21 protein-coding genes are annotated in these 22491 nt (G+C 61.6%); 4 read left to right on the forward strand and 17 right to left on the reverse strand.

Going from position 1 to position 22491, the window contains the following annotated elements; genetic code table 11:
* Positions 1–9: 9 nt before the first annotated feature.
* The 6 genes from C7I85_RS04125 to C7I85_RS04150 all read right to left on the reverse strand — a co-directional run bounded on the left by C7I85_RS04125 (position 10) and on the right by C7I85_RS04150 (position 7733).
* Complete coding sequence (locus C7I85_RS04125) at positions 10–1959, reverse strand: PrkA family serine protein kinase (protein ID WP_106722689.1); 1950 nt, start codon at positions 1957–1959, stop codon at positions 10–12.
* Positions 1960–2550: 591 nt separating this feature from the next.
* Positions 2551–3552 carry an arginase family protein gene (locus tag C7I85_RS04130; RefSeq protein ID WP_106722690.1) on the reverse strand — a complete coding sequence of 334 codons (1002 nt, stop codon included), beginning with the start codon at positions 3550–3552 and terminating at the stop codon, positions 2551–2553.
* Positions 3553–3632: 80 nt separating this feature from the next.
* Positions 3633–5237 carry a 5-guanidino-2-oxopentanoate decarboxylase gene (locus C7I85_RS04135; RefSeq protein ID WP_106722691.1) on the reverse strand — a complete coding sequence of 535 codons (1605 nt, stop codon included), beginning with the start codon at positions 5235–5237 and terminating at the stop codon, positions 3633–3635.
* A 43-nt stretch (positions 5238–5280) separates the two neighbouring features.
* A complete protein-coding gene (locus C7I85_RS04140) occupies positions 5281–6015 on the reverse strand; it encodes an amino acid ABC transporter ATP-binding protein (RefSeq protein WP_106722692.1) in 735 nt (244 codons plus the stop codon).
* Positions 6016–6041: 26 nt separating this feature from the next.
* Positions 6042–6785 (reverse strand): amino acid ABC transporter permease, encoded by a 744-nt coding sequence (locus C7I85_RS04145; protein ID WP_106722693.1) that lies wholly within the window; start codon positions 6783–6785, stop codon positions 6042–6044.
* Positions 6786–6905: 120 nt separating this feature from the next.
* Positions 6906–7733 carry an ABC transporter substrate-binding protein gene (locus tag C7I85_RS04150; RefSeq protein ID WP_210203019.1) on the reverse strand — a complete coding sequence of 276 codons (828 nt, stop codon included), beginning with the start codon at positions 7731–7733 and terminating at the stop codon, positions 6906–6908.
* Positions 7734–7903: 170 nt separating this feature from the next.
* On the opposite strand from C7I85_RS04150, the gene C7I85_RS04155 reads away from it, so the two are divergent.
* The gene (locus C7I85_RS04155) at positions 7904–8485 is read left to right on the forward strand and encodes a helix-turn-helix domain-containing protein (protein WP_106722694.1); all 582 of its coding nucleotides are present in this window, start codon (positions 7904–7906) and stop codon (positions 8483–8485) included.
* A gap of 49 nt (positions 8486–8534) precedes the next feature.
* Here the strand turns inward: C7I85_RS04155 and C7I85_RS04160 are convergent, their stop codons facing one another.
* From C7I85_RS04160 to C7I85_RS04175, 4 genes are all read right to left on the reverse strand, one after another.
* Positions 8535–8924, reverse strand: coding sequence for a RidA family protein (locus tag C7I85_RS04160; RefSeq protein ID WP_106722695.1), 390 nt, complete (start codon positions 8922–8924; stop codon positions 8535–8537).
* Positions 8925–8949: 25 nt separating this feature from the next.
* A complete protein-coding gene (locus C7I85_RS04165) occupies positions 8950–10260 on the reverse strand; it encodes an NAD(P)/FAD-dependent oxidoreductase (RefSeq protein ID WP_245444800.1) in 1311 nt (436 codons plus the stop codon).
* An 84-nt stretch (positions 10261–10344) separates the two neighbouring features.
* Positions 10345–10767, reverse strand: coding sequence for an Ohr family peroxiredoxin (locus tag C7I85_RS04170; protein ID WP_106722696.1), 423 nt, complete (start codon positions 10765–10767; stop codon positions 10345–10347).
* Between the two features lie 143 nt (positions 10768–10910).
* Complete coding sequence (locus C7I85_RS04175; protein ID WP_106722697.1) at positions 10911–11843, reverse strand: LysR family transcriptional regulator; 933 nt, start codon at positions 11841–11843, stop codon at positions 10911–10913.
* Positions 11844–12119: 276 nt separating this feature from the next.
* On the opposite strand from C7I85_RS04175, the gene C7I85_RS04180 reads away from it, so the two are divergent.
* From C7I85_RS04180 to C7I85_RS04190, 3 genes are all read left to right on the forward strand, one after another.
* Positions 12120–12917 carry an SDR family NAD(P)-dependent oxidoreductase gene (locus tag C7I85_RS04180; RefSeq protein WP_106722698.1) on the forward strand — a complete coding sequence of 266 codons (798 nt, stop codon included), beginning with the start codon at positions 12120–12122 and terminating at the stop codon, positions 12915–12917.
* Between the two features lie 79 nt (positions 12918–12996).
* Positions 12997–13713 (forward strand): hypothetical protein, encoded by a 717-nt coding sequence (locus C7I85_RS04185; protein WP_106722699.1) that lies wholly within the window; start codon positions 12997–12999, stop codon positions 13711–13713.
* A 353-nt stretch (positions 13714–14066) separates the two neighbouring features.
* Positions 14067–14516 carry a MaoC family dehydratase gene (locus C7I85_RS04190; RefSeq protein WP_106722700.1) on the forward strand — a complete coding sequence of 150 codons (450 nt, stop codon included), beginning with the start codon at positions 14067–14069 and terminating at the stop codon, positions 14514–14516.
* A 17-nt stretch (positions 14517–14533) separates the two neighbouring features.
* Here the strand turns inward: C7I85_RS04190 and C7I85_RS04195 are convergent, their stop codons facing one another.
* The 7 genes from C7I85_RS04195 to C7I85_RS04225 all read right to left on the reverse strand — a co-directional run bounded on the left by C7I85_RS04195 (position 14534) and on the right by C7I85_RS04225 (position 22364).
* Entirely contained in the window at positions 14534–15976 is a 1443-nt protein-coding gene (locus C7I85_RS04195) for a serine hydrolase domain-containing protein (RefSeq protein WP_106722701.1), read from the reverse strand.
* Between the two features lie 15 nt (positions 15977–15991).
* Entirely contained in the window at positions 15992–16747 is a 756-nt protein-coding gene (locus C7I85_RS04200) for an ABC transporter ATP-binding protein (RefSeq protein ID WP_106722702.1), read from the reverse strand.
* Positions 16744–17712 (reverse strand): ABC transporter ATP-binding protein, encoded by a 969-nt coding sequence (locus C7I85_RS04205; RefSeq protein ID WP_245444802.1) that lies wholly within the window; start codon positions 17710–17712, stop codon positions 16744–16746. The genes C7I85_RS04200 and C7I85_RS04205 overlap by 4 nt, the downstream gene beginning before the upstream one ends.
* Positions 17709–18575, reverse strand: coding sequence for an ABC transporter permease (locus tag C7I85_RS04210; protein ID WP_106722703.1), 867 nt, complete (start codon positions 18573–18575; stop codon positions 17709–17711). The genes C7I85_RS04205 and C7I85_RS04210 overlap by 4 nt, the downstream gene beginning before the upstream one ends.
* Positions 18572–19507, reverse strand: coding sequence for an ABC transporter permease (locus tag C7I85_RS04215; RefSeq protein WP_106722704.1), 936 nt, complete (start codon positions 19505–19507; stop codon positions 18572–18574). Before C7I85_RS04215 ends, C7I85_RS04210 begins: the two co-directional genes overlap by 4 nt.
* Positions 19508–19604: 97 nt before the next feature.
* On the reverse strand, positions 19605–21161 hold the full coding sequence (locus C7I85_RS04220) for an ABC transporter substrate-binding protein (protein ID WP_181257080.1): 1557 nt from the start codon (positions 21159–21161) through the stop codon (positions 19605–19607).
* Positions 21162–21668: 507 nt separating this feature from the next.
* The gene (locus tag C7I85_RS04225; RefSeq protein WP_106722706.1) at positions 21669–22364 is read right to left on the reverse strand and encodes an acid phosphatase; all 696 of its coding nucleotides are present in this window, start codon (positions 22362–22364) and stop codon (positions 21669–21671) included.
* Between the last annotated feature and the right edge of the window lie 127 nt (positions 22365–22491).

Raw genomic sequence — 22491 nt, forward strand, 5'->3', positions numbered from 1 at the left:
GATCTGCCGCTAGCCTGCCTTATTGACGCGCATGTACCAGTCAACGAGCCGGCGGACCTGGCGTTCGGTATAGCCGCGCTCTTTCATGCGCTCGACAAATTCTGCGTGCTGCTTTTGCGTTGCGCTGTCCTGCTTGGAACCGAAGCTGATGACCGGAAGAAGATCCTCGACCTGACCGAACATCTTTTTCTCGATGACTTCCCGCAGCTTTTCATAGCTCGTCCAGGCGGGATTCTTCCCGGCGTTCTTCGCGCGTGCCCGGAGGGCGAACTTGACCACCTCGTTGCGGAAATCCTTCGGGTTCGAGATGCCCGCCGGCTTCTCGATCTGGGACAGTTCGCTGTCGAGGATTTCGCGGTTCAGGATCTGACCCGTATCCGGATCCTTGTAGTCCTGATCCTCGATCCAAGCGTCGGCATATGCGATGTAGCGGTCGAAGAGGTTCTGGCCATATTCGCTGTAGGATTCCAGATAGGCCTTCTGGATCTCATGGCCAATGAAGTCGGCGTAGCGCGCCGCCAGCTCGGACTTGATGAAATCGAGATACGCGCTTTCGAGCTCCACAGGAAACTGCTCGCGCCGGATGGCCTGCTCCAGGACATACATGAGATGCACCGGGTCGGCCGCTATCTCCTTCGTGTCGAAGTTGAAAGTTTCGGAAAGGACCTTGAACGCGAAGCGGGTGCTGACGCCGGTCATGCCCTCGTCAACGCCGGCCACGTCGCGATATTCCTGGATCGATTTGGCCTTGGGATCGACGTCCTTCAGGTTTTCGCCATTGTAGACGCGCATCTTCGTGTAGCGCGGGGAGTTCTCATGCTCGCGAAGCCGGGTGGAAACGGTGAACTTGCTCAACAGATCCAGCACTTCCGGCGCGCATGGATTGCTGGCCAGTTCGCTTTCGCGCAGAAGCTTCTCGTAGATCATCTTTTCTTCCGAGAAGCGCAGGCAATATGGAACCTTGATCACCAGGATGCGATCGAGGAAGGCTTCATTATTCCTGTTGTGCTTGAATTGCAGCCATTCGGACTCGTTCGAGTGCGCAAGGACGATGCCCTGATACGGGAAAGCCCCGAAATTCTCGGTACCGTTATAGCTGCCCTCCTGCGTGGCGGTCAGGAGAGGATGCAGCACCTTGATCGGCGCCTTGAACATCTCGACGAATTCAAGCAGCCCTTGCGTGGTCCTGTTCAATCCGCCGCTGTACGAATAGGCGTCCGGGTCCGACTGGCTGTAGTGTTCCAGTTGCCGGATATCCACCTTGCCAACCAGCGACGACACATCCTGGTTGTTTTCGTCGCCCGGTTCGGTCTTGGCGATGCCGATCTGCTTGAGCCGCGACGGCATGATTTTGACAACGCTGAAGGCGGAGATATCCCCGTCGGCCTCGGCCAATCGCTTGACGGCCCAAGGGGAAATGAGCCCGGTCAGCCGCCTGCGCGCGACGCCGTATTTGTCTTCGAGCAGGTCGCTCATCGTATCCGGGTCGAACAGACCCAACGGCGATTCGAAGACGGGGCTGAGCTGACCTTTGACCTTGAGGGTGTAGATCGGCTGCTTTTCCATCAGCTTCTTGAGTTGTTCGGCGAGGGAGGATTTGCCGCCGCCAACCGGACCGAGCAGGTAGAGGATCTGCTTTCTTTCCTCCAGGCCCTGTGCGGCGTACTGGAAGTAGCTGACGATCCGCTCGATCGTGTCTTCCATGCCATAGAAATCGGCGAAGGTAGGATAGTGACGAATCGTCCGGTTCATGAAGATGCGACCGAGCCGCTCGTCCTTGCTGGTATCGATCAGTTCGGGCTTGCCGATAGCCTGTATCATCCGCTCAGGCGCGCTGGCGTACATTCCGGGATTATCCCGACAAGCTAGCAGATACTGCTGCAAGCTCATCTCTTCTTGGGCTTCTCGCGCGTAACGCTCCGAAAACAACCGGAAAATGTCATTTTGCTCTGCCGCCATTTTGCACCCGAGTGATCTCAACGGATTGGACTCTCACAGTCAGAAACTGAGTTTGGGCTGCAATGTTCCAATCTGTTCGTTTGAAGTTCCAATATGTCGCTGCGAAGCGAATTCTCGCGCTTTCTGAGGCCCTGCGAAGTTCGCTTCGGGCAGCGGCAAGCCAGACCATTGATCATACGTAGATAATATAAGAAGCGATCAGGCAGGTTATCAGGGGTAGAAAAATGGGGCAGGCATCTTCGCTAGTTGCGTGGCCAGTGAGCGGCCATCATTTCTCTCGCGATGCTCTAGGCGGGGTTCCGGCGCCAAGTTTTCCTGCAGCCAGATCCGCATAGACCTGGGTCACATGCGGCCGGCAAAGGTCTTGCGCCACCCTTTTCATGGCGGCGAAGGCGACCTGCGCAATGGGATGCCGCCGTTCCAGGTTGGATGGGAAGCGCCTCGGTCCGTAAAGGGAGGTTCGCGAGGACCTGCTGCTACGGCTTGAATCCGAGGCAGGGAAGGGGCAACTCCGTTTCGAGTTACCCCAAAAGTCGAAGGGGTTTCGATCTTTTTTGGTAGGCCCCGGAACCCGGGGCCAAGGAAGCAGTCTTACTTGTGGCTGGCGATGTAATCCGCCATCAGCGAAACCATCTCGAACATCACGACCATGGCGTTCATGGCCGTGATCTGGTTTGGGCTATCCTTGGTCGGCATGAGGCAGACGACGTCGGCGCCGACCACGTTCAGCCCACGCAGGCCCTGCAGCATGCGCACAGCTTCGCCGATCCGGATGCCGGGATAGCCGGGTTCGATGTTCGATACGCCTGGGGCGTCGGCGGGATCAAGCGAGTCTAGGTCGAAGGTGATGTAGACCGGCGCATCGCCAATGCGCTCGCGCAGAGCCTCGATGACGCCCTTGGGGCCGATTTGCTCGAACTCGTCCATGCCGATGATGCGATAGCCGAGTTCCTCGCTGGTATTGCGCGAGCCGGGGGTTCCGACATTCGGACGGATGCCGACCTGCGTCGAGCGATTCGGGTCGACGTGGCCTTCCTCGACGAGATAGCTCGCCCAGTGGGCGGCGGAGCGGCGGTTGCCCAGCCAATGCGGCAGGTGATTATAGCTGTCGGTGTGCGAGTCGAAATGCACGAGCGCGACCTTCTCGCCATTGGTGAGGCGGGAGTGTTTGCCTGCGACGGCCTTGACCAGCGGGCCGGTGATGCCATGGTCGCCGCCCATCGAGACGAGGCGGGTTCCGGCCTGGTCGAAGCGCTTGGCGAAGGCCTCGATATGCTGGACGCTGATGTCGTTGACCATGGCTTCCGGCAGCGGGACATCGCCGGCATCGTTGATGCGGCAAACATCCCACGGGATGAGGTTGAAGCGCCCATGCCCGCGGCGATAGAGCGCCGATACGTTGCGGACCGCGCGAGGGCCGAGATGCTGGTCGCGCTCAGTCGAGCCGTTGCCGGAACTGTGCGGCACGCCGATCAGGGCGATATCGCTCTCGGCCGGGGCTTCCTGCCAGGGGCAGCGGAAGAAGGTCGGGATTCCCCACCAGTACCAGCGCTCCATTTCTTTTTTGGCGCTTTCAACATCGAACTCGGACATCGCTTTCGTGCTCCTTCTGCCTGTCCTTCGCCGGCCCGCCGGCATGAAAATCGTCACGCTCTTCCGGCACTCGCGGGAGGTCACCCCTCAGCGAGAAAGGCCGCGTCGTCCCTGATCTCGAGTATGGTCGGCACCCTGCGCGCCGCAGCGGCCGTCAATTCCGCGCGCAGTTCATCGAAGCTTTCGATGCGCGCTCCGTGGCAGCCGAAACCGCGTGCAATCGTGATGAAATCGGGAACCTTGAGATCGACGCCGAGCCGGGCGATCCCTCTCCCGGTCATGTAGTCGCGGATTTCGCCATAGCCGCCATTGTTCCAGAGCAGCACGATGACGGGCACTTCAGCCTCGACCGCGCTCGCGAGTTCTCCGATCGAAAAGAGAACCCCGCCGTCTCCACCGAGGGCCACGACGGGCCTGGCCGGTCCGACTCCTATGGCCGCGCCGATTGCCGCCGGCAGACCGTAGCCAAGCGTTCCGTAGCCCGTGCTCGCATTGAAGAAAGAGCGGGGCTGCCGCGGCCGGAAGAACTGGTTGGCCGCGTAAACCGTCTGCGTGGAATCGCCGACATAGACAGCGCCGGGCAATGCTTCATCCAGCGCGGCCATGAGACGGCGATAGGGCGCTATGCTTGCAGGAAGCGCGGCCGTTTGTGCAGCGCGGAGGGCGGCGGCACGGTGAACGCCATCACCGCCCTCGCGCGGCGCCAGGAGCGCGGAAAACCCGGCAAGCGCGCCAGCTGCATCGCCCAGAAGCGGCAAATGGGCAAATGGCTTGCGTGTCAGCTGTTCGGCGTCGATATCGATGCGGATAAGCTTGCCGGACACGACCGGCTCGACAGGCGCCGGATACATCTCCGTCTCGCCCAGTTCCGTGCCGACGGCCAGCACGACATCCGCGTCGCGCAACGCCTCGCGCATCGGCGCAGCCCCGAGATTTTCGCCGGCCAGCAAGGGGTGATGCGGCGGCAGAAGCCCACGTGCATTCACTGTCAGAATGGCAGGCGCATCGAGACGTTCGATCAGTTGTCGCGCTTCGGCGCTCGCGGAAACCGCACCACCACCCAGCACGACGAGCGGCGTACGCGCCTTGCGCAACATCTCTGCGGCGGCATCGAGCGCGGCCGGTGCCGGGGAGGGGCGAGTCGGCAGTGGCGACACGACAGGCTGTTCATCGTCGGCTGCCGCCGTGAGCACATCGACAGGGATTTCGAGATAGACGGGGCGAGGCCGCGCGCTCGAAAACACCGCCATGGCACGCGCAAGCGCCTCGGAAAGCTGGGCTGGCGACAGGATGGTCTGGCTGAAGGCGGAAACTTCGGCCGCTAGGTTCCGCTGCGCCCGCAACTCATGCAGGGCACCAACCGGCGCGCCGAGCTGGTCGAGCGGGTTGACCGTCGAAATCACCAGCATAGGAACCGAGTCCGCGTAGGCCTGTCCCATCGCGGTGAGGATATTGGTCAGGCCCGGCCCGCTGACGGTGAAACAGACACCGACCTTGCCGGTGGCACGCGCATAACCATCGGCCATGAACCCCGCGCCCTGCTCATGGCGCGGCGTGACGTGGCGAACTGACGAGCCCTCAAGCCCTCTGTAGAGCTCGACATTGTGCACCCCGGGAATGCCGAAGATCACCTCGATGCCGTAGGTTTCGAGCAAACGTATCGTCATCCCTGCACAAGTCGGCATGGCCTCGTCCTTCAGATTTCGGGGTGATGCGGCTGAACGGTCGTCAGTGCATGAGCTGTGAGAGGAAATTGCGCGCCCGGTCGGTCTTCGGGGCATCAAAGAACTCGTCGGGTGTTGCGATCTCCACAACCTGGCCGGCATCCATGAAGATGATGCGGTCGGCGACCTTGCGGGCGAAGCCCATCTCGTGGGTCACGCACAGCATCGTCATGCCGCCGCGCGCCAACTCGACCATCACGTCCAGCACCTCACCCACCATTTCAGGGTCGAGTGCCGAGGTCGGCTCGTCGAACAGCATCACCTCGGGCTCCATGCACAGGGCGCGGGCGATTGCCACGCGCTGCTGCTGCCCGCCCGAAAGCTGGCTCGGCATCTTGTGCGCCTGCTCGGCAATGTGGACGCGACCGAGCAAGCGCATCGCCGTCTCCTCTGCCTGCGCCCGCGACTTGCCGCGGACCTTCATCGGCGCAAGCAGGCAGTTTTCCAGTACGGTGAGATGCGGAAACAGGTTGAAGTTCTGAAACACCATGCCGACCTCGCAGCGGATCGCGCCGACATTCTTGTTCTTGCCGTCGAGTTCGACATTGTTGACGTGGATGGTTCCCACGTCATGCGGCGAGAGGTGGTTGATGCAGCGGATGAGCGTCGACTTGCCCGAGCCCGAGGGCCCGCAGATGACGATCTTCTCGCCCTTGGCGATCGACAGGTTGATGTTCTGGAGGACCCGGAAATCCCCATAGTTCTTGCCGACATTGGCAAGCCGAATGATCTCGCTCATGGCGGTATCCCTATTCTGGAACGGCATCAGGCGCGGCGCATAAGCGCCATGGCCTTCTGGACGACGCCCGGATCGTTCGAGGTCTCGGCCTTGGAGCGATCCCAGCTGTATTTGCGCTCGAGCTTGCCCTGCAGGAACACCAGTGCGTAGACCATGATGAGGTAGTAGATCAGCGCGGCAGCGTAATATTCCGAGAACTGGAAGGTGGTCGAAACCCCACGCGAGGCCGTGCTCATCAGCTCCTGAAGCGAGATCACCGACGCCAGAGACGTGATCTTGAGCAGCGTGATGAACTCGTTCACTGTCGGCGGAATGGCGACGCGCATGGCTTGCGGCAGCGTGATGTACCAGAAGATCTGGAAGCGGCCGAGGCCGAGCGCCTTGCCGGCGGCTTCCTGTCCAGGATCGACGGCCTTCAGCGCCGCGCGGTTGATCTCCACCTGATAGGCCGCCTCGTTGAGGCTGAGCGCGATCCAGGCTGCCAGGAAAGGCGTGAACCAGGGCTCGCGGAAGATCGGGAAGAACTGCGGCAGTGCGTTCCACACGAACAGCAGCTGCAGGAGCGTCGGCGCGCCGCGAAGGATGCCCACGAGGCTCTTCAGCACGCCCGGCACGAAACCGCTGCCGCGGTCGACGATCACCGCAACCGGGATCGAGATCAGAATGCCCACGCCGTGCGACAGCAGCGACAGGACGATGGTGATGCAGGCACCCCGGAAGAATGCCTCGGAGGTGAGGGCACTCCAGAAGGCGGAAAAGTCGAAAGTCATGTCAACAGGCCCGGACTCTCTCAGAATCGATACCGAAATGCGCGGCGACCCTGGTCACGCCAAAGATCGCCATACGGGAGCGCCGGCGGCCACAGCCGCACGGCACCCCGCGCTTCGAGGTCATTTGCCGGCGGTGATCGCCTCTGGCGACAGACGCCAATTTTCGGTGATGGATTTCAGCGTGCCGTCTTGCACAAGCGCGGAGAGGGCATCGGCGACAGCAGTCTTGTCATCGCCATTGCGGCGCAGATAGACGCCGAACGTGTCCTGTCCCGGGAACGCATAGACGGTCTTGAGCTGGCCCGGATACTGAAGATCGCGATAGGCAAGCTCGGTATCCTGCGAGACGGCTGCGGCCGCGCGGCCGACCAGTACCTGCTGGATGACGTCGGTCTGCTTGGGATAGGTCTGAATGCTGATCTCGGCCTTGCCTTCCGACTTCAGCTTCTCGTTGATCTTCTCCAGTTCTTCGACGTAGTGGGTGCCGGCCTGGACAGCCACCACCTTGCCGCTCAGATCGGCCGGATCGCTGACCGCAAGATCGCTCTTGGCCAAGGTGAAGACGACCAGCGACGTGCTGAGATAGGGCGTAGCGTCATAGGTCTTGGTGCGCTCCGGCGTCACCAGGATGCCGCTGATGACGGCATCGCAGCGCTGCGATTCGAGGCCCGGCAGAAGGCCGGTGAAGTCCGACACGACGAACCGCGACTTGATACCCCAATGCAAAGACAGCGCCTCGGCCAGATCGATGTCGTAGCCGGCAGGCTTCTCGTCGCCCGCGACCTCGAAGAATTCCATCGGCGGGAATGTCGCGTCCGTGCAGACGACGAACTCACCCTTGTCGGCGAAGCTCGGCTTGGCATCGCCGGCGGCTGCCGGCGTGACAGCTGCTGCGGCGGCAGCGAATGCGGCGAGCGCGATAGAAGAAATTCTGATTCCGGAAGCCACTGGTTTCCTCCCCTGGCAAAAACCTTCGGCCCGACCGTCTCGGGCTGGCTCACGGTTCCCATTATTTTCGTTATAAGTCAACAAAGTTCTATGATAGCGAACTTTGGTTGCGCTAATCTGTTTGCGGCTGACATCTTCGGTGTCGCGAGAGACTCAAGTAAGGTAGGCGCATGGCAGACACCCCAACCCCACGAAACGGCGGCAAGCAGTCGCCCCGCATTGGCCACCTCCTGCGCGAACGACGCCGGCAACTGGATCTCACGCTCGACGCGGTGGCCGAGGCCACATCGCTTACCAAGGGCTTCTTGAGCGACATCGAGCGCGACAAGACCTCGCCTTCCGTCGCTTCATTGGTGAAGCTGTGCGAAGTGCTCAACATGCCGGTGGGCGACCTCTTCACCTCCTCCGAATCGGCCGTGGTGAGAGCGGACGAGCGCGCGCCGATCAAATTCGGCGGCACGGGCGTTTCCGATCACCTCCTGACTCCCAGCGGCAGCCTGCGCTTTCAGGCCATCTGGACGGAGATCGAGCCCAAGGGCACCGGCGGCGAGCAGCTTTATTCGCTGAGGGCGGAGGAAGAGTTCATCATCGTGCTGTCGGGCGAACTGGGCCTGCAACTCGAGAACGAAACCTTCATCCTGCGCGAAGGCGACGCCATGACTTTCGACCCACGCCGCCTGCACACCTTCTACAACCCCTCCGACAGCCAACCCACGACGGCAATCTTCGTCATGACGCCGCGACCGCGTTGACGGCGGGGGAGGGCATGAGGCCGCGGATTGCGGCCTCATGTCGAGGCAATCACAGTTCGCGAGCGGCCACCGCGTCGATTTCGATCAGCAGACCAGGCGCGACGAAGCCCGATACGATGACGACCGTGGAAGCGGGCGGGGCTTCGGGCATGCGCAGGTCGCGCCATTTCTTGTAGCCGGCGACGTGCTCGGCGCTGGTGAGAAAACCCTGCACCTTGACCAGATTGGCCATGGTCATGCCGTGGTCGGCCAGCAGCCGCTCGATATAGTCCCAGGTCAGTTCCGCCTGGCGGTCGAAATCGGCCGGAATGCTGCCGTCGGGCTCGATCCCGACCTGGCCGGACAGATACAGATATTCGGCATTGCGCTCGACGCGGACCGATTGGGAATAGCGGCTCGGCGGCACGGGAACACCGGCCGGATTGCGATAATCTGCCATGAAAACGGCTCCTCCTCTTAAATGTTCAGGATTTGGGACGCTCCAGCCAGTCGAGCAGGCGATAGAATTCGCCCACCGCCGGCAGAAACCAGGGGTGGCCGGAATATCCCGGCATGGTGGTGAAGCGAGTGCGGGCAAAGGCGGTGTCGCCGCCCTGGCCAAGGATGCGGCGGCCGATGCGGTCGCCGAAATAGCTCATCAGCGCCACGCCCTGGCCGCAACAGCCGAGCGCGAAATGGATGCCCTCGTGCTGGCCGACATGCGGCAGCTTCTGGAAGGTGAAGGCGACGTTGCCGGTCCAGCTGTGCTCCACGCGCGCCTTGGCGAGCGAAGGGAAGACCGTCGACATAGCGGCATGCAGGCGCGTTGCGCTTTCATCCGAACTGATCGGCCGGAAGCTCGTGCGCCCGCCGAAGATCATGCGCGTGCCGTCCGGCGACAGGCGATAGTAGAAAAGGTTGCGCTTGGTGTCCTGGATCATGCGCGCGGCCGGGATCAGCGCGCGCAACTTTGCCGAATCCATCTGTTCGGTAGCGATGATGTAGCTGCCGATCGGAATGACCCGGCGGCGGAGGAACCACGGCATGCCGGGATCGCTGTAAGCGTTCGTCGCCACGATCACCTGATCGGCGCGCAAGCTGCCGCGATCGGTGGAAAGAACATAGCCCTGGCCTTGGCGAACCGTTCGCCGCACCCGACAGCGGCTGCGGAACACGACCCCTGCTGCACGGCAGGCCGCTACAAGGCCGGCGTGATATTTCGCCGGATGCAGGCCGCCGGCCATCACCGTCGTGCGGCCGCCGTAATAGATGTCGGAGGCAAGCTCGCTACGCTGCTCGGCCTGCGGCACCATCCGCGTCTCGACGCCGAGGGCAGCCAGTTCCTCCGCCTCGCGCGCAAGAGCCTCATAGTGCTTCGGCGCATAGGCGGCAAAATACATGCCCATGCGCTGGTAATCGCAATCGATGCCTTTCTCGGCGATCGACTGCTCAAGAAACAGCACGGAGTCCTGCCCTTCCTGGAAAAGCGCATTGGCCGTGTCGCGGTCATAGGCGGCGCAGAGTTCCTTGTGCGACAGCTTCAGCGTGCCGGAAACCATGCCTCCGTTGCGGGTGCTCGCGCCGAAGCCCAGATCCGCCGCATCGATGACCACAACCTTCAGTCCACCCGACGCCAGCCTGTACGCCGCCGAAAGACCGGTGTAGCCGGAACCGATGATCGCGACGTCGCACGTGGCCGGAACATTCTCGGTGTCTCCCGGCCGACCTTGATCGCGGGCCTGCCACCAGTATGGATCGCTTGGTATGTTTTGGAGCCGCGCAGCGTGGGACAACATCGCCTCTCGCATAAATGAACTTTATTCGCTTATAGCGAACATTTCTGCGCAAGCAAGATGGGCGATGCGATCCTCGGGATTTCGTCACGCGGCGCCGGCGAGCACGACGCTGGCGTCGATCCCGTTGCGGGTCATCTTCGAATAGGGGCAGGTGGCGTGCGCGCGATCGATTAGCTGCTGCGCTATGTCGACGGCAATGCCCGGAATGCTGACGTCCAGGCGGGCGGTCAGAAAATAGCCTTCCACGTCGCCGAGCGACAGGTTCACCTCGGCATCGACCGCGGTTTCGGGCGGGAGCCTGATGCCCTGTTCCCTGGCTGCGTTCGCGAGCGCGCCCTCGAAGCAGGCGGACCAGCCGGCCGCGAAGAGCTGCTCCGGATTCGTGCCGGGACGGTTCGAGCCGGGCACGGACAGCTTGACGTCGAGCTGGTCATCGGAACTTTTCGCCCAGCCCTCGCGGCCTCCGACTGTGTGGACATGAGCAGTGAAGAGCGTTTTGGCAGTCATGTTTGGATCTCCTGTTTCTGTATTCGGGGCCACCGATACGTAGAGGAGGCTTGAGCCTGCCAGCAGGCAGTCAAATCGATAAGCAGCCTCCCAAGTGCTGATATGGAAGATCTTGCGCCGGCTTCCACGACGGTGGCGATTATCTACCCGTTCGGTTGATCTCGCTCTGGCTTGAACGCCGCAAGATCGTTCAAGGCCCGTTTCAGCCGCGGTGCCATCCAGTCGATGAACACGCGCACTTTCAGCGGCAACAGACCCTGCCGGACATAAACCAAATGTGCAGGAAAAGATGGGCTTCCATAATCGTCGAGTATGGCAACCAAAGCGCCCGATCGCAGTTCCTTTGCGACTTGGTATCGGGGGATGCGGATGATGCCGACCCCACGCGTGGCGGCGGTGACGGTAGCCGTGGCGGTATTCGCACGTACGCGGATGTTCGGCTTTGCTTCCAGCCTGAGGCTGTCTTGCTGATAGATCCAACCCGGCTCGGTGATTTGGCCGAAAACAGCACCGTCGTGGTTGACGAGCTCCTCCGGGCTCGACGGGCGCCCCTTGCGTGCCAGGTATTCCGGACTGGCGCAGGTCACAAAGTCGAAATCGCCGACCTTGACCGCGTAAAACGAACTATCGGCAAGTTCGCCCAACCGGACGCCGACGTCGACATGTTCGTCGACGAGGTTCACAACGCGATCCAGGGAGATCACGTTCAGCGTGATCTCGGGATGCTCGCGCAGGAAGTCGTAGGCGAATGGCAACACATAGTCTTGGCCGAACGTGATCGGCACGGTGATCGTCAGCACGCCTCTCGGCGTGTGGTATTCGCCCGACGCCCGCAGTTCGGCATCCTCGATTTGCGCGATGATCTGGCGTGCCGCGTCGACATAGTCGCGGCCCGCATCGGTGAGCTGGACGTTTCGGCTGGTCCGAACGAGCAGGCGAGTGCCGAGATGGCGCTCGAGCTCCGCGACTTTCCGGCTGACGCTGGGCAGCGGCGCGTTCAGCTTACGACTTGCCGCCGACAGGCTGCCGGCGTCGACTACGGCCAATAAAACCTGCATCGCATCCAGACGGTCCATAAGGCGACATCCTTCGTTTCAGCAAACGCATTGCGTCTTCGGCATCACGCATCATGGGCGTGCCGCAGGCGATCATCCAGATGGCAAGATGTTCTCGCCCACAGATGACGGCCGTGTCGTGGCAAATCAGTGGGACATGCGGAGTATTTAGCTTTTCCGAGAGGCTTGTTCTCATTCTCGACAGCTGCCGCGCAAAATCCAGCACCATTACCTTCCTCGGGATCGCCAGGCGTCGCAAGAGCGTTACGCCTTGCGGAAACATGAGGAGTCACGAAGATGTCAGACACAATGGGAACGGCTGTCGTCACCGGAGCATCGAGCGGAATCGGCGCGATCTATGCCGACCGCCTCGCCGAACGGGGATACGACCTCGTCCTGGTCGCACGCAGCGCCGGCAAGTTGGCACAGGTCGCCGGCCGGATTCGCGCGAAGACCGGCCGCCAGGTGGACGTCATGCCCGCCGACCTTGCGGATGCCCAGGATCTCGCCCAGGTCGAGGCTTTCCTGAAGGAGACTCCGGACGTCACGCTGCTGGTCAACAATGCGGGCCTTGGCGGCGCGTTGAAGCTGCTTGACTCCGACGTCGACCAGATGACGTCGCTGATTGCGCTCAATGTCACCGCGCTCACCCGCCTGACCTATGCCATCGTCCCGCAATTCGTCGCACGTGGCACCGGGACAATCATCAACATAGCCTCTGTCGTCGCGATCAATCCGGAGAGCCTGAACGGCGTTTATGGTGGCAGCAAGGCGTTCGTTCTTGCCTTCAGCCAGAACCTCCGGCACGAACTCGCAGGGACCGGGGTCACCGTTCAGGTCGTCCTTCCGGGCGCGACCGCCACCGACTTCTGGGCGATCGCCGGCCGCCCGGTCGAGCAGTTGCCGAGCGCGATCGTCATGCGCAGCGAGGATCTCGTCGATGCGGCGCTCGTCGGGCTTGATAGGGGCGAGTTTGCCACCATCCCGTCGCTCCAGGATGGCGAACTCTTTGCTGCCTATGAGGCCGCCCGGCAGGCGATGATCGGCAAGCTTTCCACCTCCACCCCCGCGCCCCGTTATCGGAACGCCGCTTAGCCCGTTTCAATCACCGAGAGGGCAACCGAACCAGTCGATGCGGCTTGATCCGCTGCGGAGTAGGAAGAGGAGCTTAACGATGGCACTGTTGGACGACGTGATCGAAGCGCATGGCGGTCTCGCCCGGCGCAAGGCATTCGAGCGCATCGAGGTCGGGGCCGTGACCACCGGTGGGCTGTTTCCGCTCAAGGGCCTGCCGACGGACACGACGCGGCGGCGCATGACGGTGTGGCTGCACGAGCAACGGGCGTCGGTGTCGCCGTTCGGCGCGCCCGATCAGCGGACCAGCTTCACCGCCGATCGGATCGCTGTCGAGAAGATCGATGGAACCGTTGTTGCCGAAAGCCGGGATCTCCCGTCGCTGTTTGTCGGGCACGGGTTGAGCACGCCCTGGGGACCGCTCCACCGCGCCTATTTCAACGGCTATGCGATGTGGCTCTACCTCAACTCCCCCTTTGTCCTTGCGATGGATGGCGTCGAGGTTCACGAGATCGACCCCTGGCAGGAAGGCGAGGAACAGTGGCGCGTGCTGAGGGCATATTTCCCCGGCAACATGGTCACGCACAGTCGGCAGCAGGAGTTCTATTTCGACAAGGCGCTGAACCTGGTGCGGCATGACTATTGGGTCGATATTGCCGGCAGCATCCCCGCAGCCCAGTTGATCGGCAACTCTGTCGAAGTTCAAGGCATTCGCGTCCCGACATGGCGGCGTGCCTATGCTCGGGGACCTGACGCCCGAGCCGTGACCGATCTGCTCATGGTCTCGATCGACATCGACGATGTCACGTTTGCCTGAAGAAGTCCCGTGCTGACATGGGCCGCTCGATCTTGTTCAACCGGCTTGGACTGGGCGCGCCTTTGGCAATCTCCGCGGCGACCGCGTCGGCCAGGCCAGATACTCTCGTCATTGTTGAACCGAGAGCAATGTTTCGATTGCTCCGAGAAATTTGTCGGATCACTTTGTTTGCATCAACCCGCTGAACCGGAGGGGGCGAAGGTTTCCGCGCTCGATGCGCGCGCAACCCGACTCGGGGACGCCTGTGTTCACGGCCCTGAAATTGCTGCGGGACGGCGTTTCCGGATTTCTCGATTGAGTGCGAACGGGTGGAAATGCCGCCTTGAATTCATCGAACGACGGAAGGACGCGATATGACCCAATTGTATCTGGACGATCTCCAGCCCGGTCAGACCTTCGTCAGCGCTTCGCACGAGCTCGACGAGGAGCAGATCAAGGCTTTCGCGAGGGCATTTGATCCCCAGCCTTTCCATCTTGATGGGAAGGCGGCGGAAAAGACGCTGTTCGGCGGTCTTGCGGCAAGTGGCTGGCACACTGCCGCAATCACGATGCGACTGAACGTGGAGTCGGGCCTGCCGCTCGCAAATGGCATCATCGGTGCCGGAGGCGAGATCAAGTGGCCGAATCCAACGCGCCCGGGCGATATTCTTCACGTTGAGAGCGAAGTGACGGATGTTACTCCATCGCGGTCGCGCCCCAATCAAGGCATCGTTACGATCGTCAGCAAAACGCTCAATCAGCGAGGCGACGTTCTGCAGATCTTGACCGCCAAATTGGTCGTCTACCGTCGCCCCGCCGTCTGAACAGCCAGCTCCTTGCGTTACAGGCGCCAGGTGATGGACTGTATGCGCATCGGCTCTGGAGGGCCGCACAGCACGCTTGCGACGATCTCGCCAGCAGTGCACGGCACACGCAGCTCAAAACGACCGAAGCCGCTATCAGCCCCGCCCGGATCGGTGGGAACGACACTCGCTTCATCCGGATTTACCGTTCCAGCCCTTTCGCGCAGCGAAGCCAGTTCCTGTGCGCGCTCTGGATAGGGGCGATCCATCGCGACGTTTTCGAGAAAGACATCGTCCGCCGTCTCGTCGTCCCAGTCTTCAAGCAGCAGACGGAGAAGGCCTGCAGCCAGTTCGCCGATTGCGGCGGGCGGAGTGGGTTCAGACGTGGAAGCTTCGGTCGTTGCATTGAGCAGCATGTCGAGCGCTTTGGTGGCCGGCTCCCAGGCACCGGAATAAGTCGCATTCTCGAACGCCACCACGCCGAACCCGGTCTGTGGGTTCCAGCGCATGTGCGAACTGAAGCCGGGATACCCACCGGAATGGCTGATGATCGGACCGAACTGCGGGCTGTGCTCGACGACCAGACCGAAGCCGTAGCCTTTGAGACGCACTGCATCCGTCGGCTCGAGGGCAATCGGGCACTGAATGCGCTGCATTTCGCGCCGGCTGGCGGCGGAAAGCGGGCCACTGTCACTGCCGTTCGGATGGAACGCGGCGCATAGCCAGCCTGCCCAACGAGCGAGGTCTCCCGTCGTGGTGACAACACCGCCGATCGCCGAAAACGCCCCTGGACCGGTGAAGGGCAGTGGCTGCCAGTCTGAATCGACTTTGCGAAATCCCGTCGCCAGCATCCCCGGAGGCACTGTTGCGGGATCGAAAACCGTCTCGTCGAGGCCGAGCGGCTTGAGCAAATTGTCGGTCACGAAGTCGGGATAGGATTGGCCGCTCACCACCTCGATCACTTGACCCAGCAAGGCATAGCCCAGGTTGGAATACTCATACCGCGTTCCCGGCGCGGTGACGAAGCGGATGCCGGCCCGCAGCACCGCATGGAAGGCCGCGTTGGAAAGTGACTCCTGCCGGTCGGCCCAGGGGTCGTCGGTTGGCAAGCCGCCTGCCATGGACAAGAGCATCCGCACCGTCGGCGCTTCGGGTTGGCCGGCGGGCAGGGTGGGCTGGAGCGCGGGCACATAGCGAGTCACCGGAGCGTCGAGCGACAGCAGGCCGCGATCGCGCAGCAGCAGCACGGCGGCGGCCGTAAAGCTCTTGGTGCAGGAGGCGACGCGAAACCGGGCGCGAGGTCCGGGCGGGCTGCCCGCCGCCGCCGCGCTGCCGAAGCCCGAGTCGAACACCGCGCCCGAGGCGTCGAACACCACGAACCGGGCACCTGGGGTCGCCTCTTGCACAACCCGTTCCGAAAAGACCGCGGCGACTTTTGACGCAAGCGCCTCGCGTTCCGAGAGATCGTTCAGAAATGGCATGGGGTTACTTTTTTCTCAGGGTAAATCCGGCGCGGCGGCCAGAAGCTGGCGGGTATAGTCGTGTTGGGGCGCTTCAAAGATCGCATCGGTCGCTGCCATTTCCACGATCTCGCCGCGGTAGATCACCGCGACCCGATCGCATAACGACCGCACCACTGCAAGGTTGTGTGAGATGAACAGCTGCGAAAGACCCATCTCTTCGCGCAAGTCGGCAAAGAGGTTGATGATCCGGGCCTGCACCGAGACGTCAAGCGCTGCCGTCGGCTCGTCTGCAACAAGGAACCGCGGCTCGACGGCGAGGGCACGGGCGATGGCAACGCGCTGCCGTTGGCCGCCCGACATGCCCACGGGCCGGCTGTCCAGCATCGCCACCGGCAGATGGACGCGGCGCATCAGGTCCTCGCAGCGGTGGCGGCGGTCTTCGCGACCTGAGCCGATCCGATGCACGGACAGAAGTTCATCGAGAAGCTGCCATACCGTCATACGGGGGTCGAGCGAGGCATAGGGGTCCTGGAACACCATCTGGATCGCGCCCCGCTGTTTCGTTGTGCGACGCGGGTCGAGCGCTTCACCGGCAAACGTCAATGTGCCGGAATAGCTGTGCTGCAGCCCGACGATCACCCGCCCAAGCGTCGATTTTCCCGATCCAGACTCGCCGACGAGGCCGACGATCTCGCGTTCGCCGACTCGCAGGTTCACATCACGCAGGGCTCGCATCCCGCCGGGAAAGGTGACCGAAAGGCCCTCTGCGACGAGCTCACTACGGGTCATGCCTCGTCATCCCTTGAAAAGAAGCGTTCATCCTCATGTGTGAAGGGCGCGACTTGCCGTCCCGGCCCGATGGGTACCATCGGTGGCGCCACCGTCTGCTCGCGCTCCGTCAAGGGCGGCGCGGAGCTCGCCAACCCGCGCAGCCGCCGCACCGGGCCCCGGATCCGCGGCACCGCCGCCAACAGCGCCCGCGTATAGGGATGCGCAGGTGCCGCGATCAGCGCCGCGAGGTCGTCCGATTGCTCGACCGTCCGGCCGGCATACATCACCGTGAGTGAATCGCAGAATTCCGCGACCACGCTAAGGTCGTGAGTCACGTAGAGAAGCCCCGCGCCCAGATCGGTCTTGAGCGCCTTGAAAAGCTTCAGGATCTGAGCCTGGATCGTGACGTCGAGCGCGGTTGTCGGCTCGTCGCACAGGATGATCTCGGGTTGGCTGGCGATCGCCGAAGCGATCATCACACGCTGCCGCATCCCTCCCGAAAGCTGGTGTGGATAGGCATTGGCCCAGTGTTCAGGATCCTTGATGCCGACCTGGGTCAGGAGCTCGGCAGCCAACTCCTTTGCCTGCCGGCGCCCAAGCCCGCGCCGCCAGGCCACGCCGTCGACGATTTGCTGGCCCACCTTCATCACCGGATTGAGCGCGACGGCTGGTTCCTGGAACACCATTGAGATACCGGTGCCCCTGATCGAATGAAGCAGCTTGCCACCATCCGCCAGAAGATCCTGCCCGCGGAAACGGATTGCCCCACCCGTCACCTCCAGGTTCGGTGGCAGAAGCCCCATCACCGCCCGCAAGGTCAAGCTCTTGCCCGAACCCGATTCGCCTACCAATCCGCGAGCTTCGCCCCGTTCGACGGAAAGCGCCACTGAATCAAGCGCCTTGTAGGAGCGGTCGCCGATGCGAGCTGAGACACAGAGCCCGTCAATCTGGAGGGCGGCAGCGGTCGCCGTCTGTTCCATCATCTTTTGACCCTCAGCGCGGTCGCCAGTCCGTCGCCAATCAGCGACAACCCATAGCTCGTCACAATCACAGCCACTGCGGGGATCAGCATCAGGGTGTAGATGCCTCCCGCAAAGAAGGGCTGCCCCTCCGACATCATGTTGCCCCAGTCCGGCGTTGGCGGCACGATACCCAGACCGAAATAGCTGAGAGTGACGATCACCCCGATATTCGCCACGATGTCGCTCATGGCGTACACGATTGCCTGGCTCAGAACGTTCGGCATCAGATGACGAAAAATGATGCGAGGAACCCCAAGTCCGCCGACATGCAGCGCATCCATGAAATTCGTAGCGCTCAGCACCATGGCCTCGGCGCGGATGATCCGGGCATAGGCGACCCAGCTGATGATGGAGATCGCAACGATGATGCTCGATACGCCGTTGCCGAGAATGAACACCAGGCTGATGACGAGGACGTAGAACGGGAAGGCCACGACGATATCGGCGATCCGCATCACGATCGTGTCGAACCATCCGCCGAAATAGCCGCAGAGCGCGCCGATCGTCGAGCCAATGATAAAGGGAAGCACGACGGCCACCGAAGCGAGGAACAGATCGACTCGCGCGCCGTAAAGCAGTCGAGCCCAGAGATCACGCCCCAGATTGTCGGTGCCGAGCAGATGGTCGGCGCTCGGTCCCTGCAGGGTCGAAAGGAAATCCTGCTCGGTCGGATCATAACTGGTCAGCAGCGGCGCGCAGATCGCCATCAACAAGATTACCCCGACGATCAATAAGCCGAACAGCAGCTGCGGATTGTTGCGCAGCATTTTCCTAAGAACGCCGGATGACGAGGTGCGGCTCTCAAAGGGGCTAAGTGCAGTCATTTCAGCCTCACTCTCGGATCGAGCAGCTTATAGGCGACGTCCGTCAGCAGATAGACGAGGATCACCAGAAGAGCGAAGACCAGCGCGCTGGCCTGCACGATGGGGAAATCGCGATTGAGAATGCCCTTCATCAGGAAGGTGCCCATGCCGGGGATGGCAAAGACGTTCTCAACCACCAGCGTGCCGCCGGCAAGGTAGCTGACCTGGATGCTGAGGACGCTCAGCCCGGAGATGCTGGCGTTGCGCAGCGCATAGTGCAGCCAGACCGTACGGTGAAGCAGCCCCTTCGCGCGCGCGAAGCTGACATACTCACTGTTCAATGCGTCAATCAGCGCAGTGCGCAGGCTGCGCATCAGTACGGGCACGATTCCGAGCGCAAGGGCCAGGGAGGGCAGGAACAGTGAGACGACATGCTCCCACGGCGTGTTGCCATATCCGGCGACGGGGAAGATCTTCAGCCTTATGCCGAACAGCACAATGAAAACAGTAGCGACGAAGAAGATCGGCGTGCCCTGAAACACGGCCGTAAAGGTCCGGACCAGCGTATCGGACAGCCCGCTGTTCCTTACCGCACTCCAGGCGGCAAGTGGAACGGCAATGATGAGGCTCAAGAGCGCGCTCATCAGCATCAACAGCAGCGTCGGCGGCAGGCGCGTCGCCAGTAGATCCGCGATCGGTTCATGGAAGAACATCGACTGACCAAGCTCGCCGGTAACAAGGTCGCGCAGAAAATGCAGATACTGGATCAGCAAAGGCTGATCGAGCCCCCATTGCTGTCGCAATGCGGCGATCGCCTCCGGCGTCGCATGCTCGCCCAGATAGGTCCGGGCTGGATCGCCGGGCGAGAGGTGCATCAACAAGAAGGTAAGGGTTGCCGTCCCCAGCACCACAGGCACCAGCAACACAAGCCTTCGCAACAAGAATCTCAACATGGAAAATCAGTCTGAAAGGGGCAGAAAAGGGTCGCCCGTTTTTCCGGGGAAACCGGAAAGCGAGCGACCCACCGCGAATGACCGTCAGGTCAAAGCGTCAATGCGAAAGCCAGACATTGGAGAGGTTGTAGTTGCCCGTCACATAAGGATGGAAGCCATGGACGTTCGTCGAGAAGGAATAGATCTCAGGCGAATAATACAAAGGCACCATCGGCTGGTCCTTGTCCCACAGGGCCTGGATCTCGTCGTAGAGCTTCTTGCGCGCGTCCTGTTCGCCGAGCGTGGCAGCCTGCTCTGCCTTCTCGGCGATTTCCTTGTTGTTGTAGAACGAATACTGGACGTGCGAGCCGCCGTCATAGACCCCGGCAAAGCGGATGATTTCGTCCGGATCCACGATGTCAGTCGTGTTGTACGTGAAGGCCATGTCAAAATTCGCAGCCTGACGTGCCTCGTCCAATGCCGCAGGGTCGAGCACTTGGATCGCAAGCTTGATCCCGATCTTCGCGGCCTGGGCAAGGATGATCTGCGCCATCGTCGCCTGGTCGGAGTCGCCGCTCTCGACCGAGATCGTCGCGCTGAAGCCGTCCGGCACATTCGACTGCGCGAGTTCCTTTTTCGCCGCATCGAGGTCGAAAGGCAGCCCCTTGATATCGGCATTGTGGGACCATGAGCTCGGCGACATATATGCGCCCGCAGGTTCGCCATTGCCGAACAGGATCACCTTGATAAGGGCCTGCCTGTCGATCAGCGAAGCGATGGCCCGGCGCACATGGGCATCGTCGAATGGAGCTTTCGTCGTGTTGAATGCCAGGAAGTCCACACGGCTCGACGGGAAAACGCCCAAGGTCACATCGCCGCCCGCCGCCCTTAGCGCCTGGGTGCTCGAATATGCGGGGAATTCGTTGATCTGCGCCTGTCCGCCCATCAGCTGATTGGCGCGCGTATTGCCGTCCGCGACCTCGTTGATGCTGATAGAATCCAGATAGGGCTTGCCCTTCTGCCAATATTCCGTGTTGCGCACCAGGCGGGCGCCGACACCTATTGTCCGCTCCGCGAGCTTGAACGGGCCCGTACCAACCGGGGCCTTAGCGAATTCCTCAGCGCTCTTGCCGCCGTAGTTGTCGGGAACGATCGAGTTCGAGAAGATCGCCATGACCGAAGGCAGAGGCGCGAAAGGTGCCTTGGTGCGCACCACAACGGTCTCGGCATCGGGCGTCTTCACTTCCGCGATTGCCGCATTGATGAAGCCGAAGGGGTTAGCTTCGTTTGACGCCTGGTCGAGCGAGAACTTTACGTCCTTCGACGTCATCGGCGTGCCGTCCGAGAACTTCACATCTGAGCGCAGCTTGAAGGTCCATTCGAGGCCGTCATCGGACTGTTTCCATTCGGTCGCGAGGCCAGGCTGAACACCTTTGCCGTCTTCGGTCGGAAGCAGCAGCGTGTCAAAAACTTCTTCAAGAGCCCAGATCGAGCCATTTTCCGCCACCAGCGTCGGCATGAAGGACTGGATCGGCGCCGAGCGCACCATCACGAGATCGCCACCCGCCTGAGGCGTATCGTCCGCCAGGACGCAAGTCGGGCTGAAAGCGCTCGCGCCGAGCAGCAGTGCAGTCGTCACGCCAAGAAAGCTCTTGGCGCACACCAGTTTCTTCATGTTTCGGGTCCCCATGACGATATGTTTGTTGGTTGGCTTATATTTCCGACCGCGCGCAGTTTTCCGACCGCATGCATTATTGCAAATGCGATTTCTGCATTTACGCATGCCGAAAGGACATACATATGCGTAATCAAATACTTAAGGGTTTGGTCTCGTCGCGAACGGGCATGCAGTATGCCGACAGTATTGCTTCGGGCAATATTCTGGCGTTGCGGGAACGCGTGAAACGTTGCGTGGCGATTTTCACTGAGAACTAACCTGGCGTGGCGCGGTATTTCCACCAGGAACTGCCCAGCCCCGCGTGCTTTCAGTGGGGCTGAGCCAAATCGGGTCTGCCGATCCCGCGATTGCTGCCGGTGATTACCGGCAGCGTATCGACAGGGGGCCGTACGGCCACGTTGGGAGTATTAGGGTTCCGGGCTCGCTTTGCTGCTGACGACCTCTCGAGCGCGCCCACCGGCGGGAAGGCGCTCCCGATGCCGGCTGGAAACAAAGCGGGGAACATCAGAGGCCGAGGACAGACCTGAGTTCAGCCTTTGCTTCCTCGTACTCCTTCTCGAAATCGGAATCGTGCTGCAGATTGCTCGCGATCACCGCCCCGGCGATCCGCCCCATTTCGATATCCGAAGGATAATGAATGCCTGCAACAACCCGGTTGTGGCCATACTCCCAAGCGCGCGTCATGATCTCGGCACGCTTCTCCGGCACCATGTCCGCCAAGATTATGCCCATCATCGTGCCCACGGTCGTGTGGCCGGAAGGCCAGGCACCCGAAGTGGATGGCTTGACGATGGGCTTGACCAGATCGCTGAGCATGTGGGGACGTGGCCGCTTCCAGAAATCCTTGGCCGGATCAACTACCGCGCCCTCAGTCGCCACGACGCGCTCGAAGAATGCGTTGAGCTTCGGCAGAGCCTCCTTGGTGAACTTCGGCCCCATTACGTCGGCGAAGCGCCAGACATTCTCTTCGGCGTCCGCTTTGGCCCGCGCCTCCATCTCGGGCGTGCGCGTTACCTGAAGCGTCAACACTTCGCCGATCTCGGCTTTGGTCTGGGCCGAATCATCGGCAGGCGGAGGCGGCAGTATCATCGTCAAATCGACGTCCTTGGCGGTCAGGAATGGCCTGGCATCCTCAGCGTGCGCCGCAGTGCCTACGACGAGAAGGAGCAGGAGCCCCGCAAATAGGGACAGTTTTTTCATGGGAGTACATCCTGTCAAAGGGTGAATACACCTGACCATCCTGCCTTAAGGTGACATGCCTGTGACGGGTAGAAGCCAGCTTTCACAGATGCTGCGTGAGCATCTTTTGCGAAATACCCCAAAGTGT

Source organism: Pseudaminobacter soli (ex Li et al. 2025), from assembly GCF_003012705.1.
GTDB classification, from domain to species: domain Bacteria; phylum Pseudomonadota; class Alphaproteobacteria; order Rhizobiales; family Rhizobiaceae; genus Pseudaminobacter; species Pseudaminobacter soli.

Bases quoted from the DNA above. Each gene is read 5' to 3' on its own strand.
- C7I85_RS04125 (WP_106722689.1), bottom strand. From the start codon at position 1,959: ATGGCGGCAGAGCAAAATGACATTTTCCGGTTGTTTTCGGAGCGTTAC.
- C7I85_RS04130 (WP_106722690.1), bottom strand. From the start codon at position 3,552: ATGTCCGAGTTCGATGTTGAAAGCGCCAAAAAAGAAATGGAGCGCTGG.
- C7I85_RS04135 (WP_106722691.1), bottom strand. From the start codon at position 5,237: ATGCCGACTTGTGCAGGGATGACGATACGTTTGCTCGAAACCTACGGC.
- C7I85_RS04140 (WP_106722692.1), bottom strand. From the start codon at position 6,015: ATGAGCGAGATCATTCGGCTTGCCAATGTCGGCAAGAACTATGGGGAT.
- C7I85_RS04145 (WP_106722693.1), bottom strand. From the start codon at position 6,785: ATGACTTTCGACTTTTCCGCCTTCTGGAGTGCCCTCACCTCCGAGGCA.
- C7I85_RS04155 (WP_106722694.1), top strand. From the start codon at position 7,904: ATGGCAGACACCCCAACCCCACGAAACGGCGGCAAGCAGTCGCCCCGC.
- C7I85_RS04160 (WP_106722695.1), bottom strand. From the start codon at position 8,924: ATGGCAGATTATCGCAATCCGGCCGGTGTTCCCGTGCCGCCGAGCCGC.
- C7I85_RS04165 (WP_245444800.1), bottom strand. From the start codon at position 10,260: ATGTTGTCCCACGCTGCGCGGCTCCAAAACATACCAAGCGATCCATAC.
- C7I85_RS04170 (WP_106722696.1), bottom strand. From the start codon at position 10,767: ATGACTGCCAAAACGCTCTTCACTGCTCATGTCCACACAGTCGGAGGC.
- C7I85_RS04175 (WP_106722697.1), bottom strand. From the start codon at position 11,843: ATGGACCGTCTGGATGCGATGCAGGTTTTATTGGCCGTAGTCGACGCC.
- C7I85_RS04180 (WP_106722698.1), top strand. From the start codon at position 12,120: ATGTCAGACACAATGGGAACGGCTGTCGTCACCGGAGCATCGAGCGGA.
- C7I85_RS04185 (WP_106722699.1), top strand. From the start codon at position 12,997: ATGGCACTGTTGGACGACGTGATCGAAGCGCATGGCGGTCTCGCCCGG.
- C7I85_RS04190 (WP_106722700.1), top strand. From the start codon at position 14,067: ATGACCCAATTGTATCTGGACGATCTCCAGCCCGGTCAGACCTTCGTC.
- C7I85_RS04195 (WP_106722701.1), bottom strand. From the start codon at position 15,976: ATGCCATTTCTGAACGATCTCTCGGAACGCGAGGCGCTTGCGTCAAAA.
- C7I85_RS04200 (WP_106722702.1), bottom strand. From the start codon at position 16,747: ATGACCCGTAGTGAGCTCGTCGCAGAGGGCCTTTCGGTCACCTTTCCC.
- C7I85_RS04205 (WP_245444802.1), bottom strand. From the start codon at position 17,712: ATGATGGAACAGACGGCGACCGCTGCCGCCCTCCAGATTGACGGGCTC.
- C7I85_RS04210 (WP_106722703.1), bottom strand. From the start codon at position 18,575: ATGACTGCACTTAGCCCCTTTGAGAGCCGCACCTCGTCATCCGGCGTT.
- C7I85_RS04215 (WP_106722704.1), bottom strand. From the start codon at position 19,507: ATGTTGAGATTCTTGTTGCGAAGGCTTGTGTTGCTGGTGCCTGTGGTG.
- C7I85_RS04220 (WP_181257080.1), bottom strand. From the start codon at position 21,161: ATGAAGAAACTGGTGTGCGCCAAGAGCTTTCTTGGCGTGACGACTGCA.
- C7I85_RS04225 (WP_106722706.1), bottom strand. From the start codon at position 22,364: ATGAAAAAACTGTCCCTATTTGCGGGGCTCCTGCTCCTTCTCGTCGTA.